This is a genomic window from Enterobacter dykesii, from assembly GCF_008364625.2.
Taxonomy (GTDB): Bacteria; Pseudomonadota; Gammaproteobacteria; order Enterobacterales; family Enterobacteriaceae; genus Enterobacter; species Enterobacter dykesii.
The window spans coordinates 450,142-469,086 of the sequence record NZ_CP126604.1 but is presented as its reverse complement, the minus strand read 5'-3'; the positions used below and the strand labels follow the sequence as shown (position 1 = coordinate 469,086).

At 57.1% G+C, this 18,945-nt stretch carries 18 protein-coding genes; 11 read left to right on the top strand and 7 right to left on the bottom strand.

The genetic code is table 11. The features are described 5' to 3' along the window. Positions 1-70: 70 nt before the first annotated feature. Positions 71-712: a peptide-methionine (S)-S-oxide reductase MsrA gene (gene msrA, locus F0320_RS02160; protein ID WP_126328954.1), complete on the top strand. Its 642-nt coding sequence runs from the start codon at positions 71-73 to the stop codon at positions 710-712. Here the strand turns inward: msrA and F0320_RS02155 are convergent, their stop codons facing one another. Then, complete coding sequence (locus F0320_RS02155; RefSeq protein ID WP_126328955.1) at positions 713-1,771, bottom strand: LacI family DNA-binding transcriptional regulator; 1,059 nt, start codon at positions 1,769-1,771, stop codon at positions 713-715. Positions 1,772-1,963: 192 nt separating this feature from the next. Between F0320_RS02155 and F0320_RS02150 the strand changes: the two genes are divergently transcribed. The 6 genes from F0320_RS02150 (at position 1,964) to F0320_RS02125 (ending at position 9,574) form a co-directional block, all read left to right on the top strand. Further along, positions 1,964-3,115: a Gfo/Idh/MocA family protein gene (locus F0320_RS02150; RefSeq protein WP_126328956.1), complete on the top strand. Its 1,152-nt coding sequence runs from the start codon at positions 1,964-1,966 to the stop codon at positions 3,113-3,115. A 16-nt stretch (positions 3,116-3,131) separates the two neighbouring features. Next, positions 3,132-4,301, top strand: a complete 1,170-nt coding sequence (locus tag F0320_RS02145) for a Gfo/Idh/MocA family protein (RefSeq protein ID WP_126328957.1) — start codon at positions 3,132-3,134, stop codon at positions 4,299-4,301. Between the two features lie 11 nt (positions 4,302-4,312). Then, positions 4,313-5,380 (top strand): Gfo/Idh/MocA family protein, encoded by a 1,068-nt coding sequence (locus F0320_RS02140; RefSeq protein ID WP_126328958.1) that lies wholly within the window; start codon positions 4,313-4,315, stop codon positions 5,378-5,380. Positions 5,381-5,392: 12 nt separating this feature from the next. Continuing rightward, complete coding sequence (locus F0320_RS02135; protein ID WP_126328959.1) at positions 5,393-6,415, top strand: Gfo/Idh/MocA family protein; 1,023 nt, start codon at positions 5,393-5,395, stop codon at positions 6,413-6,415. A gap of 79 nt (positions 6,416-6,494) precedes the next feature. Continuing rightward, positions 6,495-8,042 carry an MFS transporter gene (locus tag F0320_RS02130; RefSeq protein WP_126328960.1) on the top strand — a complete coding sequence of 516 codons (1,548 nt, stop codon included), beginning with the start codon at positions 6,495-6,497 and terminating at the stop codon, positions 8,040-8,042. A 194-nt stretch (positions 8,043-8,236) separates the two neighbouring features. Beyond that, positions 8,237-9,574 (top strand): hemolysin family protein, encoded by a 1,338-nt coding sequence (locus F0320_RS02125; RefSeq protein ID WP_023310162.1) that lies wholly within the window; start codon positions 8,237-8,239, stop codon positions 9,572-9,574. 71 nt (positions 9,575-9,645) lie between these two features. Here the strand turns inward: F0320_RS02125 and F0320_RS02120 are convergent, their stop codons facing one another. Further along, positions 9,646-9,852, bottom strand: a complete 207-nt coding sequence (locus F0320_RS02120; protein WP_008501430.1) for a DUF1107 domain-containing protein — start codon at positions 9,850-9,852, stop codon at positions 9,646-9,648. A 324-nt stretch (positions 9,853-10,176) separates the two neighbouring features. Here F0320_RS02120 and F0320_RS02115 point away from each other — a divergent pair, with 324 nt between their 5' ends. Further along, positions 10,177-10,734 (top strand): YtfJ family protein, encoded by a 558-nt coding sequence (locus F0320_RS02115; RefSeq protein ID WP_047652071.1) that lies wholly within the window; start codon positions 10,177-10,179, stop codon positions 10,732-10,734. Here F0320_RS02115 and cysQ read toward each other — a convergent pair. Continuing rightward, positions 10,728-11,468, bottom strand: coding sequence for a 3'(2'),5'-bisphosphate nucleotidase CysQ (gene cysQ / locus F0320_RS02110; protein ID WP_047652070.1), 741 nt, complete (start codon positions 11,466-11,468; stop codon positions 10,728-10,730). The two genes, F0320_RS02115 and cysQ, sit on opposite strands and share 7 nt — an antisense overlap. Positions 11,469-11,658: 190 nt before the next feature. On the opposite strand from cysQ, the gene F0320_RS02105 reads away from it, so the two are divergent. Beyond that, positions 11,659-13,602, top strand: coding sequence for a bifunctional 2',3'-cyclic-nucleotide 2'-phosphodiesterase/3'-nucleotidase (locus tag F0320_RS02105; RefSeq protein ID WP_126328961.1), 1,944 nt, complete (start codon positions 11,659-11,661; stop codon positions 13,600-13,602). 86 nt (positions 13,603-13,688) lie between these two features. On the opposite strand, the gene F0320_RS02100 is transcribed toward F0320_RS02105, so the two are convergent. After that, the gene (locus F0320_RS02100; protein WP_047073290.1) at positions 13,689-14,075 is read right to left on the bottom strand and encodes a winged helix-turn-helix transcriptional regulator; all 387 of its coding nucleotides are present in this window, start codon (positions 14,073-14,075) and stop codon (positions 13,689-13,691) included. A gap of 84 nt (positions 14,076-14,159) precedes the next feature. Here F0320_RS02100 and F0320_RS02095 point away from each other — a divergent pair, with 84 nt between their 5' ends. Both F0320_RS02095 and F0320_RS02090 read left to right on the top strand, forming a co-directional pair. After that, entirely contained in the window at positions 14,160-15,008 is an 849-nt protein-coding gene (locus tag F0320_RS02095) for an SDR family oxidoreductase (RefSeq protein WP_126328962.1), read from the top strand. 96 nt (positions 15,009-15,104) lie between these two features. Next, positions 15,105-15,818, top strand: coding sequence for a 4'-phosphopantetheinyl transferase family protein (locus F0320_RS02090; RefSeq protein WP_047652061.1), 714 nt, complete (start codon positions 15,105-15,107; stop codon positions 15,816-15,818). On the opposite strand, the gene F0320_RS02085 is transcribed toward F0320_RS02090, so the two are convergent. Genes F0320_RS02085 through F0320_RS02075 form a run of 3 tightly spaced genes read right to left on the bottom strand, consistent with a single transcriptional unit; the run spans position 15,786 to position 18,944 of the window. Next, positions 15,786-16,733, bottom strand: coding sequence for an alpha/beta fold hydrolase (locus tag F0320_RS02085; RefSeq protein ID WP_126328963.1), 948 nt, complete (start codon positions 16,731-16,733; stop codon positions 15,786-15,788). The genes F0320_RS02090 and F0320_RS02085 overlap by 33 nt on opposite strands. Then, the gene (locus F0320_RS02080; RefSeq protein WP_126328964.1) at positions 16,726-17,895 is read right to left on the bottom strand and encodes an alkane 1-monooxygenase; all 1,170 of its coding nucleotides are present in this window, start codon (positions 17,893-17,895) and stop codon (positions 16,726-16,728) included. The genes F0320_RS02085 and F0320_RS02080 overlap by 8 nt, the downstream gene beginning before the upstream one ends. Continuing rightward, complete coding sequence (locus tag F0320_RS02075; protein WP_149323803.1) at positions 17,889-18,944, bottom strand: 2Fe-2S iron-sulfur cluster binding domain-containing protein; 1,056 nt, start codon at positions 18,942-18,944, stop codon at positions 17,889-17,891. Before F0320_RS02075 ends, F0320_RS02080 begins: the two co-directional genes overlap by 7 nt. Between the last annotated feature and the right edge of the window lies 1 nt (position 18,945).

Sequence of the window (18,945 nt, the reverse complement as noted above, 5' to 3'; positions counted from 1 at the left end):
CATTTATTGTGTTCAATTAAACGCTTCGTGACAACCTTAACCGAAACATCGCACCCCGGGAGGCCCCATCGTGAGTTTATTCGACAAAAAGCATCTGGTTTCACAAACTGATGCATTACCGGGACGCAACACCCCTATGCCTGTGGCGACCTTACACGCCGTCAATAACCATTCCATGACCAACGTGCCGGAGGGAATGGAAATCGCCCTGTTCGCCATGGGCTGTTTCTGGGGCGTTGAGCGCCTCTTCTGGCAGCTGCCCGGCGTTTACAGCACGGCGGCTGGCTACACGGGCGGTTACACGCCGAATCCTACCTATCGCGAAGTTTGCTCCGGCGAAACCGGGCATGCGGAAGCAGTACGCGTGGTCTACGACCCTGCAGTCATCAGCTACGAGCAGCTCCTGCAGGTCTTCTGGGAGAATCACGACCCGGCGCAGGGCATGCGTCAGGGCAACGACCACGGCACCCAGTACCGCTCGGCTATCTATCCGCTCACGCCCGAGCAGGATGCCGCCGCGCGCGCCAGCCTCGAGCGTTTCCAGCAGGCCATGCGTGAAGCGGGCGATACGCGCGCGGTGACCACGGAAATCGCGACGGCGAAACCGTTCTACTATGCCGAGGACGATCACCAGCAGTATCTGCATAAAAACCCGTACGGCTACTGCGGTATCGGAGGCATCGGCGTCTGCCTGCCGCCGCAGCTGGCGTAATTATTGATCCAGCGCCACGCGTGCCGCGTGGCGCGTGGCATTGCTGACCGAACCGTAATCCATTACTTTGCCCTGCAGCAGCAGGTTAAAGACCGCCGCCTGCGGTCGGTTAAGCCGCGTTTGCAGCAGATGTACGGCCTCAATCCCCAGCTCGCGGCAGGGCACAGTGACGCCCGTAACCGGCTTTTCCAGACGGTGCGCTAAATTCCATGCAAAATCGGTGGTAATCAGCGAAATGTCTTCCGGAACGCGCAGCCCGTGGCGCGTTAACGCCCTGATCACTCCTTCCGTCATGCTGGTACTGTTCGGGAAAATTACCTCTGGCCACTGGGAGCTGTCATGCGTCATCAGCCACGCATCCAGCGCCCGCTCGGCCTCGTCTGCCGTAAACCATTCCGTCACGAGCAAATCGCGCTGAGGATCAAAGGTCACGTGAAAATGGCGATACGCCTCTTTGATGCCGTCCAGACGCGCGTACAGCGTATCCCGCCGCAGACAGGTGAGCGTGAGCACCCGGCGATGCCCCTGCTCGAAAAGATACTGCATGGCGGTGAAGCCGATTGCCCGGTGATCGGGTGACACGGCATCCAGCATCCGATCCCGGTCAACGGAATTAATTAACACGCAGGGCTTATTCAGCGTGCTCGCCAGTTTAAATATGGTGGAATCATCAGTGCCAATAATAATTATCGCGTTGATATTCTTATGACTGGCCTTTTCCATAAAGACTTTTACATCGGCATGCTGTTCTTCTAAACCACAGCACGTGACCCACACATTATGCCGCGAGCAGGCTTCAGCAATCCCTTTCGTTACTTCCAGATAAAATATATCTCCGCGCCCCTGAAAGGTTCTTTCCGGTGCAAAAACAGCGATACCGTTAATTAACAGTCTTCCGCTCGCCATAGACTCCAGCACACCGAGCTCCCGCGCGGTGCGAACGATCGCCTCCCTGGCTTTATCGCTGGTGTAAGACTTGCCGCTTAATACCCGCGAAACCGTGCTGACGGAATAGCCCGTCAGGGCTGCAATTTCCTCCATTTTTAACCTGCCCGGCATAGTGTGACCTCGCTCTCATTCAGTTTTTGCAAATATTTGCAGAAACAGTCCTTTGATTTTAAAACCAAATTTCAGAACACCTGGAAATTACTTAATCACCTTGCGAGTATTCTCACAAAAACACATTGTCGCTACCGCTCCCCTTTCCTATTTTCCGGTCATCACTCATTTCAACTGAAATTAAGGTGTGACATGGAGAAGGTACGTTTTGGCATTATTGGAATAGGTAATATCGGTACGGTCCACGCGCGTTATTTACTGGCAGGTACGGTCAGCGACGCCTGCCTGGCCGCGGTTTGTGATAATGCACCGGAAAAGCATCCTGCTATCCGCCAGTTGGTCGGTACCCTCCCATTATTCAGCGACGCGCAGGAGATGCTCCAGAGCGGGCTTATCGACGCGGTGATTGTCGCCACGCCGCACTACGAGCATCCGCGCCTGTCGATGCTGGCGATGCGCAACGGCATCCACACCCTGTGTGAAAAACCGGCGGGCGTGTACACCGCCCAGGTACAGGAGATGAACGCCTGCGCCCGGGAGTGCGATGTGGTGTTCGGCATCATGTTCAACCAGCGCCCGAACCCGCTCTACCAGAAGGTGAAAAATCTGATCGACAGCGGTGAGCTGGGCGAGATCCGCCGCTCCAACTGGATCATCACCAACTGGTATCGCTCGCAGAGCTACTACAACTCCGGCGGCTGGCGCGCTACCTGGAAAGGGGAAGGCGGCGGCGTGCTGCTCAACCAGGACCCGCACCAGCTCGATCTCTGGCAATGGCTGGTCGGCATGCCCGTCCGCCTGCGCGCGTTCTGCCAGTTCGGTAAACATCGTGAAATCGAAGTGGAAGACGAGGTCACCGCCTACGCGGAGTATGCCAACGGCGCGACGGGCGTGTTTATCACCACCGTGGCGGAAACGCCGGGAACCAACCGGCTGGAAATCGTCGGCGATCGCGGCAAAGTCGTTGTCGAAGAGGGCAAGCTGCGCTACTGGCGGCTGCGTGAATCTGAAACCGCCTTCAACGCCCGCTGGCAAAACGGTTTTGGTGAACCTGAGTGCTGGGAGGTCACGCTTCCCGTCGCTCCGGAATGCAGCGAACACCACGTCATTACCGCCAATTTCTGTGCCGCCATCCTGCGCGGCGAGCCGCTCATTGCGCCGGGTCTGGAAGGGATCCACGGGCTGACGCTCTCCAACGCTATGCACCTCTCCACCTGGACAGACGACTGGGTCGAACTCCCGCTCAACGAGAAACAGTATCTGCGCCTGCTTCAACAGCGCATCAGCACCTCAGTGGCAAAAGAGACAGCCAGCGTCACGCTGGATGCGTCTGGCACTTGGTAACTCCGGAGAAGAAACGATGTTAAATGTCGCTATCGTGGGAACAGGGAATATCTCGCACAACCATATTCAGGGTTATTTGCAGTTTGGCCAGCGCTGCCGGATCGTCGCGCTGGTTGATATCTACCCGGAAAAAGCCCACGAGAAAAAAGCGCGCTACGGCCTGAAGGAAGCACGTGTTTATGACAGCCACCAGCAGATGCTGGCCTCAGAGCCGGATATCGACATCGTCGACGTCTGCACGCCGCCCTACGTCCACGCGGAGATCGGCATTGATGCTCTGAACGCGGGGTGCCACGTGCTGTGCGAAAAACCGATGGCCGCCTCGCTGGAGGAGTGCGACGCGATGATCGCCGCGCAACAGGCCAGCGGCAAAACGCTCGCCATCATTGCACAGAACCGCTTTACCGATGCCTTCTGGCGCCTGAAAGCCGCGCTCGATTCCGGCCTCGCAGGAAAAGTCTGCCACGCGCAGGTGGATTCGTTCTGGTGGCGCGGACATTGCTACTACGACCTGTGGTGGCGCGGCACCTGGGAAAAAGAGGGAGGCGGCTGCACCCTTAACCACGCGGTTCACCACATCGATGCCATTCAGTGGATGCTCGGCTTCCCGTCCGAGGTGGTGGCGATGATGACCAACGTGGCGCACGACAACGCTGAAGTCGAAGACCTCAGCGCCGCAATCTTCAAATACCCCAGCGGCGCGATCGCGCAGCTTACCGCCTCGGTCGTGCATCACGGCGAAGATCAGAAAATTATCATTCAGGGCGATAAGGCGCGTATCTCCGCGCCGTGGCAGGCCTTTGCCAGCGTCAGCGCCGATAACGGCTTCCCGCAGGAAGATCGGGATCTGCAGCGAGAAGCGCAGCTCAACGCCGTTTTTCAGGAGACGCCGAAGCTAGAGTGGACGCTGCATACCGGGCAAATTAACGACCTGCTTTATGCCATTGAGCACGGCACCGCGCCGTTAGTGGATGGCCTGCAGGGCAAACGCTCGCTGGAGCTGATTACCGCGATCTATAAATCCGCCATTACCCGCAGCGTGGTCTCGCTGCCGATTCAGCGCGATGACCCGTTTTACCGCACCGGCGGGACGAACGCCCTCGCTCCCCGTTTTTATGAAAAATCCGCAAGCGTCGCCAACTTCAGCGAAGTGGGCGCAATTCCCCTTGGCAAAGATCTGGACTAAGGAGTGACACCATGAACAAGCATGACGGAATGAACTACGCCCCGGTGGGCAAACCGCAGCCCGTTGTCAGGGAAGGAGAGTTTATTTTTGCCGCCGCCGCGCTCGACCACGGCCATATCTACGGGATGAGTAACGGCCTGATAGAAGCCGGGGCCACCCTGAAATGGGTATACGACCCCGATCCGGCCAAAGTGGATAAATTTATCCAGCAGTACCCGCAGGCAAAAGTGGCGGAGTCGCTGGAGGTGATACTCAACGACGACGAGGTGCGTCTGGTGGCCAGTGCGGCCATTCCGTCCGAACGCTGCGCGCTGGGGCTGAAAGCCATGGCCGCAGGCAAGGACTACTTCACGGATAAAGCCCCGCTCACCACCCTTGAACAGCTGGCCGATGCCAAAACGATGGTCGAGAAAACCGGGCGGAAATATGCGGTGTACTACAGCGAACGCCTGCACGTTGAGAGCGCGGTGTTTGCCGGACAGCTGGTGCAGCAGGGGGCCATTGGCCGCGTCGTGCAAACATTGGGGACAGGCCCGCACCGGGAAGGAACCGGTCGCCCGGACTGGTTCTACGATCGACGATTTTTCGGCGGCATTCTGTGCGATATCGGCAGCCACCAGATCGAGCAATTTCTCTTCTACACGGGCAACAGTGAGGCATGCGTGGTCGCCGGCCAGGCACGCAATTTCAACCATCCGCAGTATCCGGCATTTGAAGATTTCGGCGACGCAATGATTAAGGGCGAAAACGGCGCCAGCGGTTATTTCCGCTGCGACTGGTTTACGCCGGACGGGCTTTCTACGTGGGGCGACGGCCGCCTGACGCTGCTCGGCACCGAAGGCTATATCGAAATCCGCAAATATGTCGATCTCACCCGCGGCGAGCAGGACGTGGTGTATCTCGTCAATAAAGAGGGGGAATTCCGTTATCCGGTTGCCGGTCAGGTCGGGTTCCCGTTCTTTGGCGAAATGATCCTCGACTGCCTGCATCGAACCGAAAACGCCATGACGCAGGCGCACGCCTTCAAGGCGGCGGAGCTCTGCGTGAAGGCCCAGATGCTGGCCAACGCGACGGAATAACGGGAGGCGACGATGACGATCCTGAACACGGCAGTAATCGGTGCGGGAGCGATTCACGGCTGCCATGTGAACGCGTTGCGCCAGATGCCCAACGTCGCGCTACGCGCGCTGGTCGATATCGACAGCGTCAAAGGGCTAAAGCTGGCGATGGGCTATCAGTGTCGCTTTTATCAGGATTACCGGGAAATGCTGCTGGATGATGCCATCGACGTGGTCCACATCTGCACGCCGCATTTTGAGCATAAGAGCATGATCCTGGCGGCGCTCGCCGCCGGGAAGCATGTTTTCTGCGAAAAACCGGTGGGCATGAACAGCAGCGAACTCGTGGACATCACCCGCGCCGCCGAACAGGCGCCGGGTCTGCTCGGCGTGTGCTATCAGAACCGGCTCAACCCCACCAGCCTGCGCATTCGCCAGGCGCTGGAGGACGACGAGCTGGGAAAAATGCTCAGCATCAAAGCGGTGCTAACGTGGTCGCGCTCGGGCGCGTACTATACCGAAAGCCCGTGGCGCGGGCGGCTGGCAACGGAAGGCGGCAGCCTGCTGATCAACCAGGCCATCCATACTCTCGACCTGATGCAGTGGTTCGCTGGCGGCGTGACGCGGGTGAAAGGCGTGATGGACCGCGGTGAGCTGGCGAACGTGACCGAAGGAGAAGACAGCGCGATGGCCACGCTGCATTTTGCCAACGGCGCGCGCGGCCTGTTTTATGCCAGCAACTGCAATACCGCGGACTCCCCCCTCTGGTTTGAAATCCACTGCGAACGGGGCTCGCTGCTGCTCAGCGACAACGTGCTCTGGCGCATCACGCCCGGCGAGCGCCTGAGGCTGGCGAGCGATAACACCCCTGACGGCCTGGTCAAAAGCTACTGGGGGCTGGGGCATGAGCAGGCGATCCGCCGTTTTTATCATGCTATTTCCCATCCAGGAAATGCGAATTACACCGACATCCGCGAAGCCGGAAAATCACTCACCCTTGTGGAGGCTATTTATCGCTCATCTCAGTTAAGACAATGGATAGAACTCAATAAGTAGAACGTAATGTGTCGTCCAGATTTGAATAAAAATACGGCCTGAAAAACAGGTTAATCATTACCCTACACTGGATATTATTATGGTCAAACCTACTGAACGTAGAGTGGGTTACGGCGTGGCGCTTGGCTACGGCGTAACCGATCTGTTTGGCGGAGGGGCGTTCGCCGTTATCGGCACCTGGCTGCTCTTTTTTTACACCACCTATTGCGGGCTGTCTGTTATTGAAGCGGGGTCTATATTCGCTATTGCCCGCGTCATTGATGCGCTATTAAGCCCGATTATGGGCTATATCACCGATAATTTCGGGAATACCTGGCTCGGGCGTAAATTTGGTCGTCGCCGCTTCTTTTTATTGCTCAGTTCGCCGCTCATGTTTTTGTATTCCCTGCTTTGGCTGACGGACATGGGCTACTGGTACTACCTGGGCACCTACCTCTCTATTGAGCTGCTATCGGCGATGGTGCTGGTGCCCTGGGAGACCCTGGCGGCGGAGATGACAAACCGCTATGAAGAGCGAAGCCGCCTCTCCGGCGTGCGCATGATCTGCTCCCAGCTGGGCGGTTTCCTTGCGGTTTCCGTTCCCGGCGTGATTATGCATTTCACGGGGAAAGATAATCCGTTTACCTATACCCTCACCGGGCTGATATTTTCCTGCGTGTTCTGCATTGCGGTATTTATTACCTGGTACACCACCTGGGAAGCGAAAGATGTGCAGCAGGAAGCCAGTTTTAAAGTGGACAACCAGCGCATCGGCGGGCTACTGAATCACCTGAAATATCTGGTGCTGGATCTCTTTTCCTCCTTCCGTATCCGCACGTTTCGCCTGCATATCATTATTTACATCTTTTCGTTCACGGCGATGGACGTATTCGGCTCGGTCTTTACCTATTACGTCGTGTATTGCCTGAGCCAGGACGCCTCGGCGGTTTCCGGCTGGCTGAGTATTGCCGCCTTTGCCTCAGTACCGGGTACCTATGGATTTATGCTGCTGTTGAACCGGCTGAACATCACGCCGTCTGCCGCCCTGCGACTCTCCTACGGCTGTATCTTCATAGTGCTGGCGTTTCTGCTTACGGTCTACCTCACCAAAACGCAGGTGCCGACGCTGCTCTTCTCAGCGGTCTTTATCCTGCTCGGTGCCGCCCGCTCTGGCCTCTACTATATTCCGTGGAATATCTACAGCTTCATTCCGGATATTGACGAGATGGTAACGCAGCAGCGCCGTGAAGGCATTTTTGCCGGTGTGATGGTCCTGACCCGCAAGAGCACCGTGGCGATTGCCATCATGATCGTAGGCCTGGTGCTGCAGGAGTCCGGCTTTGTGAAGGGTAACGGCGCACAGCCTGAAAGCGCGCTGGGGGCGATTATCGGCCTGATGATCTTCGCGACGGCAGCCCTGCTGGCGGTTAGCTTCTTTACCACCTACAGGTTCAAGCTCACCCGTGAGACGCACAAGCTGCTCCTGAAGGAGATAGCACGCCGTAAGCTGGGTGGTGATTACCGCGACTGCGACGCCAGAACCCGCGTGGTGATTAAGCAGTTAACGGGATATGAGTATGACCAGGTGTGGGGAGGAAGCGCCTCACGTCGCGCGGAGGGGACGGCCCGTTTATCCGCCGCGAAATAGCACCCTGTACCGGACAGCGCCACGCTGTCCGGTCTGTTTTATGCCAAAATGTGACCTCTGGCAGATTTACATCTCTTTACGCTATACTACCCGCTGAAATAATCAGCTCAACGCTACGAGCTGATGTTCAATGTGTTTTCACACAAATGGTATCAATTCCCCTTCTGAGGATCTGGCGAGAAGCCGGATAAACTATGTTAAACAGTATTTTAGTAATACTTTGTCTGATTGCCGTCAGCGCATTTTTCTCGATATCTGAGATCTCGCTGGCCGCGTCCCGTAAAATCAAACTGAAGCTGCTTGCCGATGAAGGCAACATCAATGCTACCCGCATCCTGAAAATGCAGGAAAACCCCGGGATGTTCTTCACCGTGGTGCAGATTGGCCTCAACGCGGTCGCCATTCTCGGCGGTATCGTGGGTGATGCGGCGTTTTCCCCGGCGTTTTATAGCCTGTTTGTTAAGTACATGTCCGTTGAACTGGCCGAGCAGCTGAGCTTTATCCTCTCCTTCTCGCTGGTAACCGGCCTGTTCATCCTCTTTGCAGACCTGACCCCGAAACGCATCGGTATGATTGCGCCAGAAGCTGTGGCTTTGCGTATCATCAACCCGATGCGCTTCTGTCTGTACGTGTTTCGTCCGCTGGTGTGGTTCTTCAACGGTCTGGCGAACGTCATTTTCCGCATCTTTAAGCTGCCGATGGTGCGTAAAGACGACATCACCTCTGACGACATTTATGCGGTGGTGGAAGCCGGCGCGCTGGCCGGGGTGCTGCGCAAGCAGGAGCACGAGCTGATTGAGAACGTATTCGAACTGGAATCCCGTACCGTGCCGTCTTCCATGACGGGCCGTGAAAGCATTATCTGGTTCGATTTACATGAAGATGAGCAGAGCCTGAAGAACAAAGTGGCGCAGCATCCGCACTCTAAGTTCCTGGTCTGTAATGAAGATATTGACCACATCATCGGTTACGTCGACTCCAAAGACCTGCTGAACCGCGTGCTGGCAAACCAGAGTCTGGCGCTCAACAGCGGCGTGCAGATCCGCAATACCCTGATTGTGCCGGACACCCTGACGCTCTCAGAAGCGCTGGAAAGTTTCAAAACCGCCGGGGAAGACTTCGCGGTTATCATGAACGAATACGCGCTGGTGGTGGGCATTATCACCCTGAACGACGTGATGACCACGCTGATGGGCGACCTGGTTGGCCAGGGGCTGGAAGAGCAGATTGTTCAGCGTGACGATAATTCATGGCTAATTGATGGCGGCACACCGATTGAAGACGTAATGCGCGTGCTGGATATCGACGAGTTCCCGCAGTCCGGTAACTACGAGACCATCGGCGGCTTTATGATGTTTATGCTGCGTAAGATCCCGAAACGTACCGACTCGGTGAAGTTCTCCGGCTACAAGTTTGAAGTGGTGGATATTGATAACTACCGCATCGACCAGCTGCTGGTGACGCGCATCGACAACAAACCGACCGTACTGGTGCCAAAGCTGCCGGACGCGGAAGAGAAGGTGTCGGCGTAAACTCCCTGCTCCACATACATCAACGGCTCCCATTGGGAGCCGTTTTTTTTAACTACTGCATAGCACGTTGGTTAAGCCATCTCAGTCTGCAGACGCATAACCTGACGGTTGACTTCGGACATAACAGACAGGTGCTGTTTGTCCTTCACTTTTGGGACAAGGATCTTGCCCTTATCAAACTCAAAAGCGCCAACATCCTTGATATACAACCGTCCACGGAACAGGATCTTCACGTACTTCGCCACCTGAAGCGGGTTGTAGCGTTGGAAAATTTTCATTCTTGTATCTCCTGCGAATCATACGCTCTTGCGGTGCCACAATCGGCCCGACTGTCCTGAGCGCAAATTTTAATGCCCAATGACTATAGACCAGAACTACGGTGTTACCCAGTGTGCATAAGTTTATTTACCGTTTGATTACAATTATTCAGAATAATCTTTGCAAAACGTGACCGGGCGCAGTATAAGCCGTCGTTTTTTCATGGATATGTGCGTTCGCCCGCAAACTGGCATCGGGATTGCGGGAAAACCACATTGATCGCACTTATGATTAAAAGCGCAAGACCAAGTGGTCGGATCACCTGCAAACAATAAGGAAACGCCATGACCCTACGTAATATCCTTGCAGCAGCCTGCCTGCTGCTGCCCCTGTGGGCTTGTGCTCACAACATTGAAAAAGGACAACGTGTACCGCCAGTCGGCATTGCTGACCGGGGAGAATTGATTCTCGACAATGATAAGTTTAGCTACAAACCCTGGAATAGCGCGCAGCTCGCGGGCAAAGTGAGAGTTGTACAACATATTGCCGGTCGTACATCCGCAAAAGAGAAAAATGCCAGCCTGGTGGAAGCGATCAAGGCCGCAAAATTCCCGCACGACCGCTACCAGACGACTACGATCGTGAATACCGATGACGCCATTCCGGGTTCCGGAATGTTTGTGCGCTCCAGTCTTGAGAGCAATAAAAAGCTCTACCCGTGGTCGCAGTTTATCGTCGACAGCAACGGCGTAACCCGTAAGGCCTGGCAGCTGGAGGAAGAGAGCTCCGCGATTATCGTGCTGGATAAAGAGGGTCGCGTTCAGTGGGCGAAAGACGGCGCGTTAACCCAGGAAGAGGTGCAGCAGGTTGTCGACCTGCTGCATAAGCTGCTGGCTCAGTAAATAGAGACGCGGAAGCCGGGGTTGAGGAAGGATTCGCGCGGGGTATAGTCCAGCGGCTTGCCCTGCCAGTCATGAACATGCGCCCCGGCGGCCGCGGCAACGGCATGACCTGCCGCGGTATCCCAGACGTTGGTTGGCCCAAAGCGAGGGTAGAGCTGCGCGTGGCCTTCCGCCACCAGGCAGAATTTTAGCGATGAGCCAATCGAGGTGGTCTGGTGTTCACCCAGCTGCTGCAGATACTCCTGCAGCTCGCTGTCGCTGTGCGAGCGGCTAATCACCACCAGCGGTGGACGCGCATCGCGCACCTGAATCTGCTTGCGCACGCCGCACTCTTCCTTCCACGCCTTCCCTTCTGCGGCGCTGTACATCACCTTCATTACCGGCGCGTAGACCACGCCCAGCACCGCTTTGCCCTTCTCAATCAGGGCGATATTGACGGTGAATTCACCGTTGCGCTTGATGAACTCTTTTGTCCCGTCCAGCGGATCGACCAGCCAGTAGCGCTGCCAGTGCTGGCGCTCGTCCCAGCTTTGCGGCGCTTCTTCTGACAGAACGGGGATATCCGGCGTTAAGGCCTGTAACCCTGTCAGGATCACCTTATGCGCCGCGATATCCGCCGCCGTGACCGGAGAGTCGTCGGCCTTGCTGACCACCTCCATAGGTTTACTGCCGTCATATACCTGCATGATGGCATCTCCCGCATCCCGTGCGAGCTGACAAATTTTATCTAGCATTTTCCACCTCTTTGTTAACGCAGTGAGGTTAACTCTTTGTTTTAGTTATATCGTAATGTGAACAATTCCGCTATCTGTGAAGCAATTCCGGTTTCAGGTTACTTTTTTCTGTCAGGATTCACATTTCTGTAAGCAACACGCTATAGATACATACTCTTTTGTGGTCTGCATCGAAAAAAGGACTCCTCTGATGATTAAGTTTAGTGCAACGCTTCTGGCGACGCTGATTGCAGCGAGCGTGCAGGCGGCGACGGTAGATCTGCGTATTCTGGAAACGACCGATCTGCACAGCAACATGATGGACTTCGATTACTACAAAGATAGCCCGACGGAAAAATTCGGTCTGGTACGCACGGCAAGCCTGATCGATGCGGCGCGTGGCGAAGTGAAAAACAGCGTGCTGGTCGACAATGGCGATCTCATTCAGGGCAGCCCTCTTGGGGACTACATGGCGACCCGGGGGCTGAAAAAAGGCGAGATCCATCCTGTTTATAAAGCGATGAACACCCTGGACTATACCGTCGGCAACCTCGGCAACCACGAATTCAACTACGGTCTGACATACCTGCACGATGCCCTCGCCGGTGCGAAATTCCCGTACGTTAACGCTAATATCATCGACGTTAAAACGCAAAAGCCGCTCTTCACCCCTTACCTGATTAAAGAGACAAACGTCGTCGACCAGGACGGTAAAAAACAGACGCTGAAAATCGGCTATATCGGCTTTGTGCCGCCGCAGATCATGACGTGGGATAAGGCCAACCTCGACGGTAAAGTGACCGTTAACGACATCACCGAAACCGCGCGCAAATACGTGCCGGAAATGCGCGAAAAAGGTGCCGATCTGGTGGTCGTTGTCGCCCACTCGGGCCTCTCCGCCGATCCGTATCAGGCCATGGCAGAAAACTCCGTTTACTATCTGAGTGAAGTTCCGGGCGTCGACGCGATCCTGTTCGGCCACGCCCACGCGGTCTTCCCGGGCAAAGATTTCGCCAGCATAAAAGGCGCGGACATTGAGAAAGGGACGCTCAACGGCGTGCCGTCGGTGATGCCGGGCATGTGGGGTGACCATCTTGGCGTGGTGGATCTGGTGCTGAATAACGACGGCGGCAGCTGGAAGGTGACGCAGTCAAAAGCCGAAGCGCGCCCGATTTACGACGCTGCGGCTAAAAAATCTCTGGCGGCGGAAGATAAAAAACTGGTCGACGTGCTGAAGCACGATCACGACGCCACGCGCGAATTCGTCAGCAAGCCGATCGGCAAATCCGCCGACAACATGTACAGCTTCCTGGCGCTGGTGCAGGATGACCCGACCGTTCAGGTCGTCAACATGGCGCAGAAAGCCTATGCCGAACACTTTGTGCAGGGCGATCCGGATCTGGCAAAACTGCCGGTCCTGTCAGCGGCTGCGCCATTCAAGGTGGGCGGGCGTAAGAATGACCCGGCAAGCTATGTTGAAGTCGAAAAGGGCCAGCTGACCTTCCGTAACGCCGCCGATCTCTACCTCTACCCGAACACGCTGGTGGTGGTAAAAGCGACGGGCCAGGAGGTGAAAGAGTGGCTGGAGTGCTCTGCCGGACAGTTTAACCAGATTGACCCGCACAGCAGTAAGCCGCAGTCGCTGATTAACTGGGACGGCTTCCGTACCTATAACTTCGACGTGATCGACGGCGTGAACTACCAGATTGACGTCACCCAGCCGGCGAAATATGACGGCGAGTGTCAGGCGATCAACCCGCAGGCGGAGCGCATCAAAAACCTGACCTTCAACGGCAAGGCGATCGACCCGAGTGCCACCTTCCTGGTCGTAACCAATAACTACCGCGCCTACGGCGGTAAGTTTGCTGGTACGGGGGATAGCCACATCGCCTTTGCCTCGCCGGACGAGAACCGTTCGGTGCTGGCGGCGTGGATCAGCGCGGAGTCGAAGAAGGCGGGCGAAATTCACCCGGCGGTGGACAACAACTGGCGTCTCGCGCCGATCCACAGCGATACGAAACTGGATATCCGCATTGAAACGTCGCCGTCCGATAAGGCTGCCGCGTTTATCAAGGATAAAGCCCAGTATCCGATGAAGCAGGTCGCGACGGATGATATCGGATTCGCGATTTATCAGGTGGATTTGAGTAAGTAAAAACAAAACGGCAACATGCGTTGCCGTTTTTCGTGTTCGTTCCCTCTCCCTGTGGGAGAGGGCATCAGGCCGCACATATCCGGCGTTTACGCCGCGCGATCGTCCCGATTCGCCATCACCTTCGGCGTATTCACCTCAATCCAGTCCGCCAGCGCGGCGACTTTCTCGCTGACCTCAATCCCCATCGGCGTCAGGCTATACTCTACGTGCGGCGGCACCACCGGATACGACACGCGATCGACAAACCCGTCCTGCTCCAGCGCCTGGAGCGACTGGGACAGCATCTTTTCGCTCACCCCGCCCATTTTACGGCGCAGATCGCTAAAGCGATGCGTTCCATGGCGCAGAGCCAGCAGAATGAGAACGCCCCAGCGGCTGGTCACGTGTTTGAGCACCTCGCGAGAAGGGCACTGTTCCGCGAAAAGATTGCCATCGCGCATGAGTTCGCTGAGCGTCGGTATCGTTGTTTTCATACTTACCTTTTTGTACGTACTTACTAAAAGTTAGCTATGGTGCTAGTGTGCCACAACACCAGACAAACACGAAGGAGATTCATCATGATCGCGATTACCGGCGCTACCGGCCAGCTTGGCCATCTCGTTATCGAACAATTGCTGAAAACCGTACAGGCCAGCCAGATTGTGGCCATCGTACGTAACCCGGCGAAAGCGCAGGCCTTAAGCCAGCAGGGAATTGTGGTTCGTCAGGCGGACTACACGGATGAAGCCGCATTCACCACCGCGCTGAGCGGCGTGGATAAGCTGCTGCTGATCTCTTCCAGCGAAGTCGGCCAGCGCGCGACCCAGCACCAGAACGTGATTAACGCCGCCAAAACGGCAGGCGTGAAATTTATCGCCTACACCAGCCTGCTGCATGCGGACAACTCCCCGCTGGGTCTGCACGTTGAACACGTTGCCACTGAAAAAGCGCTGGCGGCGTCCGGCATTCCTTATGCCTTGCTGCGCAATGGCTGGTATACCGAAAATTACCTGGCGAGCGCGCCGCCTGCGCTGGAACACGGTGTGTTTATTGGTGCGGCAGGCGAAGGCAAAATTGCCTCTGCCACCCGTGCAGACTATGCCGCGGCGGCAGCCAAAGTGATTGTTGAAGAGGGCCACGCGGGCAAAGTCTATGAACTGGCGGGCGACCACGGCTGGACGCTGAGCGAACTGGCGGCTGAACTCAGCAAACAGAGCGGGAAGCCGGTAACCTATCAGAATCTCAGTGAAGCGGATTTTGCCGCCGCGCTGAAAAGCGTCGGCCTGCCTGCCGGGCTGGCAGATATGCTGGCGGACTCCGATGTGGGCGCGTCCAAAGGGGGACTCTTTGACGATAGCCACACGCTGAGCAAACTGATCGGGCGCGCAACGACGCCGCTGGCGCAGAGCATTAAAGCCATTCTGTAACGGCCTGAGCGTTTTTTCCTGCGGCCGGGTCATTCCCCTTACCCGGCCCGCACTTATATGGCATTCTGTTCCCCCGACAGATACCGATACCCTGCAATGTTTACTGCGATAAACACGGATTCAGCTCCCCCTTTTATTCACTCCGTTGAGATGGGCAGCGTCGACCCTTTCCCCGCCCTGCGCTACTGCCTGGTCTCATTCACCGCGCGTGATTACCATGACGGGCTCTTTGATAAATGGGGCATCCCCTTTCCCGGCCCGCTCAACAGCGCCGTGGTTAAACGCAGGGCGGAATATCTTGCGGCACGCTATGCCGCGCAACGGGTGCTCAGATCCTTCGGCTGTGACGCTACGCCGGGCAGCGCGCCGGACCGTTCTCCGGTGTGGCCTTCCGGCTGGCGGGGCAGCCTGTCACATTCTCATGAATGGGCGCTGGCGGTTGTTGCGCCAGAGGCGTCGGGCCTGACGCCGGGCGTCGACATTGAATTTCTTGCACCCGAGATGATCCAGCGGACAGCGCACCTGTTTACCACACCGCAGGAGCGGGAGTGCCTTGCCGCCAGCCGGATCGACGAGGCCAGCGCGCTATTAATGACCTTTTCCGCGAAAGAGAGTCTCTATAAAGCGCTCTATCCTGACGTTGGCCGCGCCCTCGATTTTGAGGCGGCCAGCGTGTGCCACATTGCGCCTGAACAGCAGGGGATCGCCCTGGAGCTGAACCGGACGCTTTCCCCCCAACGCGTAAAGGGCAGCCGGATCCAGGGCTATTATCAGCTATCAGGCAACCGGGTTATCACGCTCATTGCCTGACGTCAGCAAGGGAGCAAGATACGTCATCACCATGTCGATGCCCTCCCCCGGACGGCGCAGCGGATTATGCCCCTGGCCGTGGGTCTCTGCCAGCCTCGCGCCAGGCCAGGCGTTGACCAGGCATTCTGCTTCGACCCGCAATACGATGTCATCACTGCTGTCGTGAATAACAAGGGCGGGCTGATCGACCTGCTGCAGCCCCTCGTAAGCGTTAAAGCGCTGCCAGACCGCCTCACCAATACCAAAATACCCTTCAATATACCGGCGCAGCCTCTGCTGCTGGCGTCCCGGGAGGTTCAGGATCGCGGCATATTTCGTGACCAGCCCGCTAAAGTGCGTCGGCGCACCTACGATAACCAGCGCGCGGGTCCGCAATCCCGCCTTTACCGCATTGATGACGGATAACCCGCCAAACGAGTGCGCCACAATCGCGTCAAAACCGCCATCCTGCTGCGCGAGTTGTTCAATGATTTCAATGAACTCGACGATGCTGCTCTGACAACCTGCCGCGTTACCATGTGCAGGGGCGTCAAACCCGATGACCTGAAAGCCTTTTTCGACCAGCGCTTTGATAAGCCTGCCAAAGTGGGAAGCCCTGGACTCCCAGCCGTGGGCTAATAGCACGGAAGGTCCCGTGCTGCCCCAGCGGTACACCACCGCATGTTTACCATTGCTCAGAGGGAGGGATTCAATGCGGCTCGCCAGCGCCGTCATCTCTTTATCGCTTGCACGCGTCGGCACCCGACGCGGCGTAAAAAACCGATTGCCCAGCCAGTCGGCGGTCGCCCCCGGCACAACCCAATCCATCAGGCGAATCCCGGCCTTCACGCATGAAACCATCGGCGAGCGCAGGTAGGCGGGTCCACGATACTGCTGGTAGGCTTGCTCGATCAGTCGATCAAATTGCTCACTCATGGGATTCTCCAGAAACACAGGGAACAGTGGAATTAACCGCGGATGATTCAGACTGACGGATCAGGGCACGCTCTGCGTCGCTGGCAACGTGTTCGTCCCAGTACGCGAGTTTTGCTTCCATTCGTTTAAACCACAGTGGCGGTATCAGCGCGTAAAAAATATGGGCGACATACCCTTTCTCTATTCCCACCGCATAGCTGTGCGCCTGCAAATTCCAGTATTCACGGCGGGGATGGGTGTGATGATCGGAGTGGCGCGTCAGGTTCAACAGACCGGCCGACGAGGCCCGGTTATTGCAATCCCAGCTGTGTCGCGGCTCCACGCGCGTGCCGGGAAGGCGGACCAGACCGTAGTGCTGGATGTAATTCACCGTTTCAAACAGGAATTTAGACACCAGCATGGTCACCAGGCACGCCAGCGCGCCCCTGATGCCCGCCGCCGTAAAGCAGGCCGCCACGATCAGCAGGCTCATCAGCACCCCACTTATCACCCGGTTCACCAGCATGGCGCCGCGCCGGTTCTGAAGCGACAGCCGCTGTGCTTCAACCTGCCAGGATTCAACATACTGCGACAGAGAGGAACGGATAAAGAAGCGATACACATTTTCCCCACGACGCGCCGTCGCCCCGTCCGCCGGGGTCGCCACGTTAGGATGATGCGAATAGACGTGCGAAATCGAAAACTGCGCATCGCCGACCAGCGCCAGAAGCCAGCGCCCGACCATCATCGCCATCAGACTGTGGGTTTTGTGGATAAGCTCATGAGCCACCACGGTATTGGTGCTCATGGTATAGCCGGTGGAGGCCGCCGCAAGCAGCAGCTCAGGTAGGGTAAGGTTATGCAGCGCCATAATGTTGTGACCCGTGAGGGCGGAAAGCCATGCGCCAAACCCGAGCAGATCGCCGGGAGCGGCCTGCCAGACAAGAGTGAACAACGCCAGCAGCGCGGCCGGGAGCTGTAAATACGGGATGATTTCCAGCAGCGCCGGAAGCCGGTAGTGGCGATCGGCGGTGTCGTGCGTGGTTGCGTTATCGAAGAGAACATAGCTCAGCGTCACGCAGAGTATGGAGACGACGATCCACACGCCGCCGAGCAGAGTGGTTAGCGCGGTGAGCGGTAAAAAAACGCAGGGGACAAGGGCAAATCTCAGATAACTCAACATACGGGCTCCTTATTGTTATGACTGTTTTGTGCACCGACCGGCGGCGAGAAGCAGTCCATTTCAAGCAAGTGGCTCATTACCCCTCCGGCGAGCAGCCTTTGCCGGCACGCCTGCGCCAGCGCTGGATTACCGCAAATCACGACGCGCCATTCGGCTACCGCCGTCCGGCGGGGATAGAGGGCGCGCCAGTCGTCAAGCCAGCAGGTCACACGGCCAGCCAGCTCTCGCTCCTGAACCTCACGCTCCCGGGATAACGCATGCAGAAAGTGGAAACCGGGGTAGTGCTGACGCAGACGCTGCAGTTCTTGCAGGTCAAATTTGTCCTGCCGTCTGCGAACCGCGTGGATCAGCATGACCTCGCGGTGGGGATGACGCGCCAGCGCGGCGCGGACCAGACCCAGCGTCGCTCCCAGCCCCGATCCGCTGGCGATGGCCAGCAGCGGACCGTTACCGTCATCCTTCTGGCCGAACTGCCCCCGGCAGTCTGAGAGCCACACCTTCCGGCCAGCGCCCTGTTCATCACACAGCAGCGGGGATAGCCGCCCCTCTTCCCGGCGCGTGATATCCAGAACAATCTCTCGCCCCCGGCTCGGCCAGCTGACGGAGAAGCTCCGGATATCCTTATCCTTTTCGAGACCGACTTGAACGTATTGTCCTGGCTGAAAGGGCAACGCCTGCTCCGCCAGCAGCGTCACGCGCCATACCGTTGATGAGAGCGCGACAGCCTGCGTAATTCGCGCTGGCGTCCAGGACGTCGAGACCGCGGCCAGCGTTAAATCCGATTCCGGCAGGCACTGGCATGCCAGCACGTGGCCGGCGGCAATCTCCTCCTGGCTGAGCAAATAGCTCAGGTCGACGAGCGAACGCACCTTGCCGTTCGTCACCCGGCAAAGACAGGATTTACACGAGCCGACCTGGCAGTTATACGGCAGGGAAACGCCGGCGTTGAGCGCGCTTTCGAGGAGCGTATGGCCGGACGTCAGGGGGAATTCCCGTCCCTCAAGCGTCCCGTGAAAATGACCGCGTCGGGAAAACCATCTCTTCAGCATC

What these genes read in the sequence shown, in the direction of transcription:
- F0320_RS02135 (WP_126328959.1), top strand. Translation starts at nt 5,393, where the DNA reads ATGACGATCCTGAACACGGCAGTAATCGGTGCGGGAGCGATTCACGGC.
- F0320_RS02115 (WP_047652071.1), top strand. Translation starts at nt 10,177, where the DNA reads ATGACCCTACGTAATATCCTTGCAGCAGCCTGCCTGCTGCTGCCCCTG.
- F0320_RS02095 (WP_126328962.1), top strand. Translation starts at nt 14,160, where the DNA reads ATGATCGCGATTACCGGCGCTACCGGCCAGCTTGGCCATCTCGTTATC.
- F0320_RS02130 (WP_126328960.1), top strand. Translation starts at nt 6,495, where the DNA reads ATGGTCAAACCTACTGAACGTAGAGTGGGTTACGGCGTGGCGCTTGGC.
- F0320_RS02090 (WP_047652061.1), top strand. Translation starts at nt 15,105, where the DNA reads ATGTTTACTGCGATAAACACGGATTCAGCTCCCCCTTTTATTCACTCC.
- F0320_RS02100 (WP_047073290.1), bottom strand. Translation starts at nt 14,075, where the DNA reads ATGAAAACAACGATACCGACGCTCAGCGAACTCATGCGCGATGGCAAT.
- F0320_RS02080 (WP_126328964.1), bottom strand. Translation starts at nt 17,895, where the DNA reads ATGTTGAGTTATCTGAGATTTGCCCTTGTCCCCTGCGTTTTTTTACCG.
- F0320_RS02155 (WP_126328955.1), bottom strand. Translation starts at nt 1,771, where the DNA reads ATGCCGGGCAGGTTAAAAATGGAGGAAATTGCAGCCCTGACGGGCTAT.
- F0320_RS02125 (WP_023310162.1), top strand. Translation starts at nt 8,237, where the DNA reads ATGTTAAACAGTATTTTAGTAATACTTTGTCTGATTGCCGTCAGCGCA.
- F0320_RS02145 (WP_126328957.1), top strand. Translation starts at nt 3,132, where the DNA reads ATGTTAAATGTCGCTATCGTGGGAACAGGGAATATCTCGCACAACCAT.
- cysQ (WP_047652070.1), bottom strand. Translation starts at nt 11,468, where the DNA reads ATGCTAGATAAAATTTGTCAGCTCGCACGGGATGCGGGAGATGCCATC.
- F0320_RS02140 (WP_126328958.1), top strand. Translation starts at nt 4,313, where the DNA reads ATGAACAAGCATGACGGAATGAACTACGCCCCGGTGGGCAAACCGCAG.
- F0320_RS02105 (WP_126328961.1), top strand. Translation starts at nt 11,659, where the DNA reads ATGATTAAGTTTAGTGCAACGCTTCTGGCGACGCTGATTGCAGCGAGC.
- F0320_RS02075 (WP_149323803.1), bottom strand. Translation starts at nt 18,944, where the DNA reads ATGCTGAAGAGATGGTTTTCCCGACGCGGTCATTTTCACGGGACGCTT.
- F0320_RS02150 (WP_126328956.1), top strand. Translation starts at nt 1,964, where the DNA reads ATGGAGAAGGTACGTTTTGGCATTATTGGAATAGGTAATATCGGTACG.
- F0320_RS02085 (WP_126328963.1), bottom strand. Translation starts at nt 16,733, where the DNA reads ATGAGTGAGCAATTTGATCGACTGATCGAGCAAGCCTACCAGCAGTAT.
- F0320_RS02120 (WP_008501430.1), bottom strand. Translation starts at nt 9,852, where the DNA reads ATGAAAATTTTCCAACGCTACAACCCGCTTCAGGTGGCGAAGTACGTG.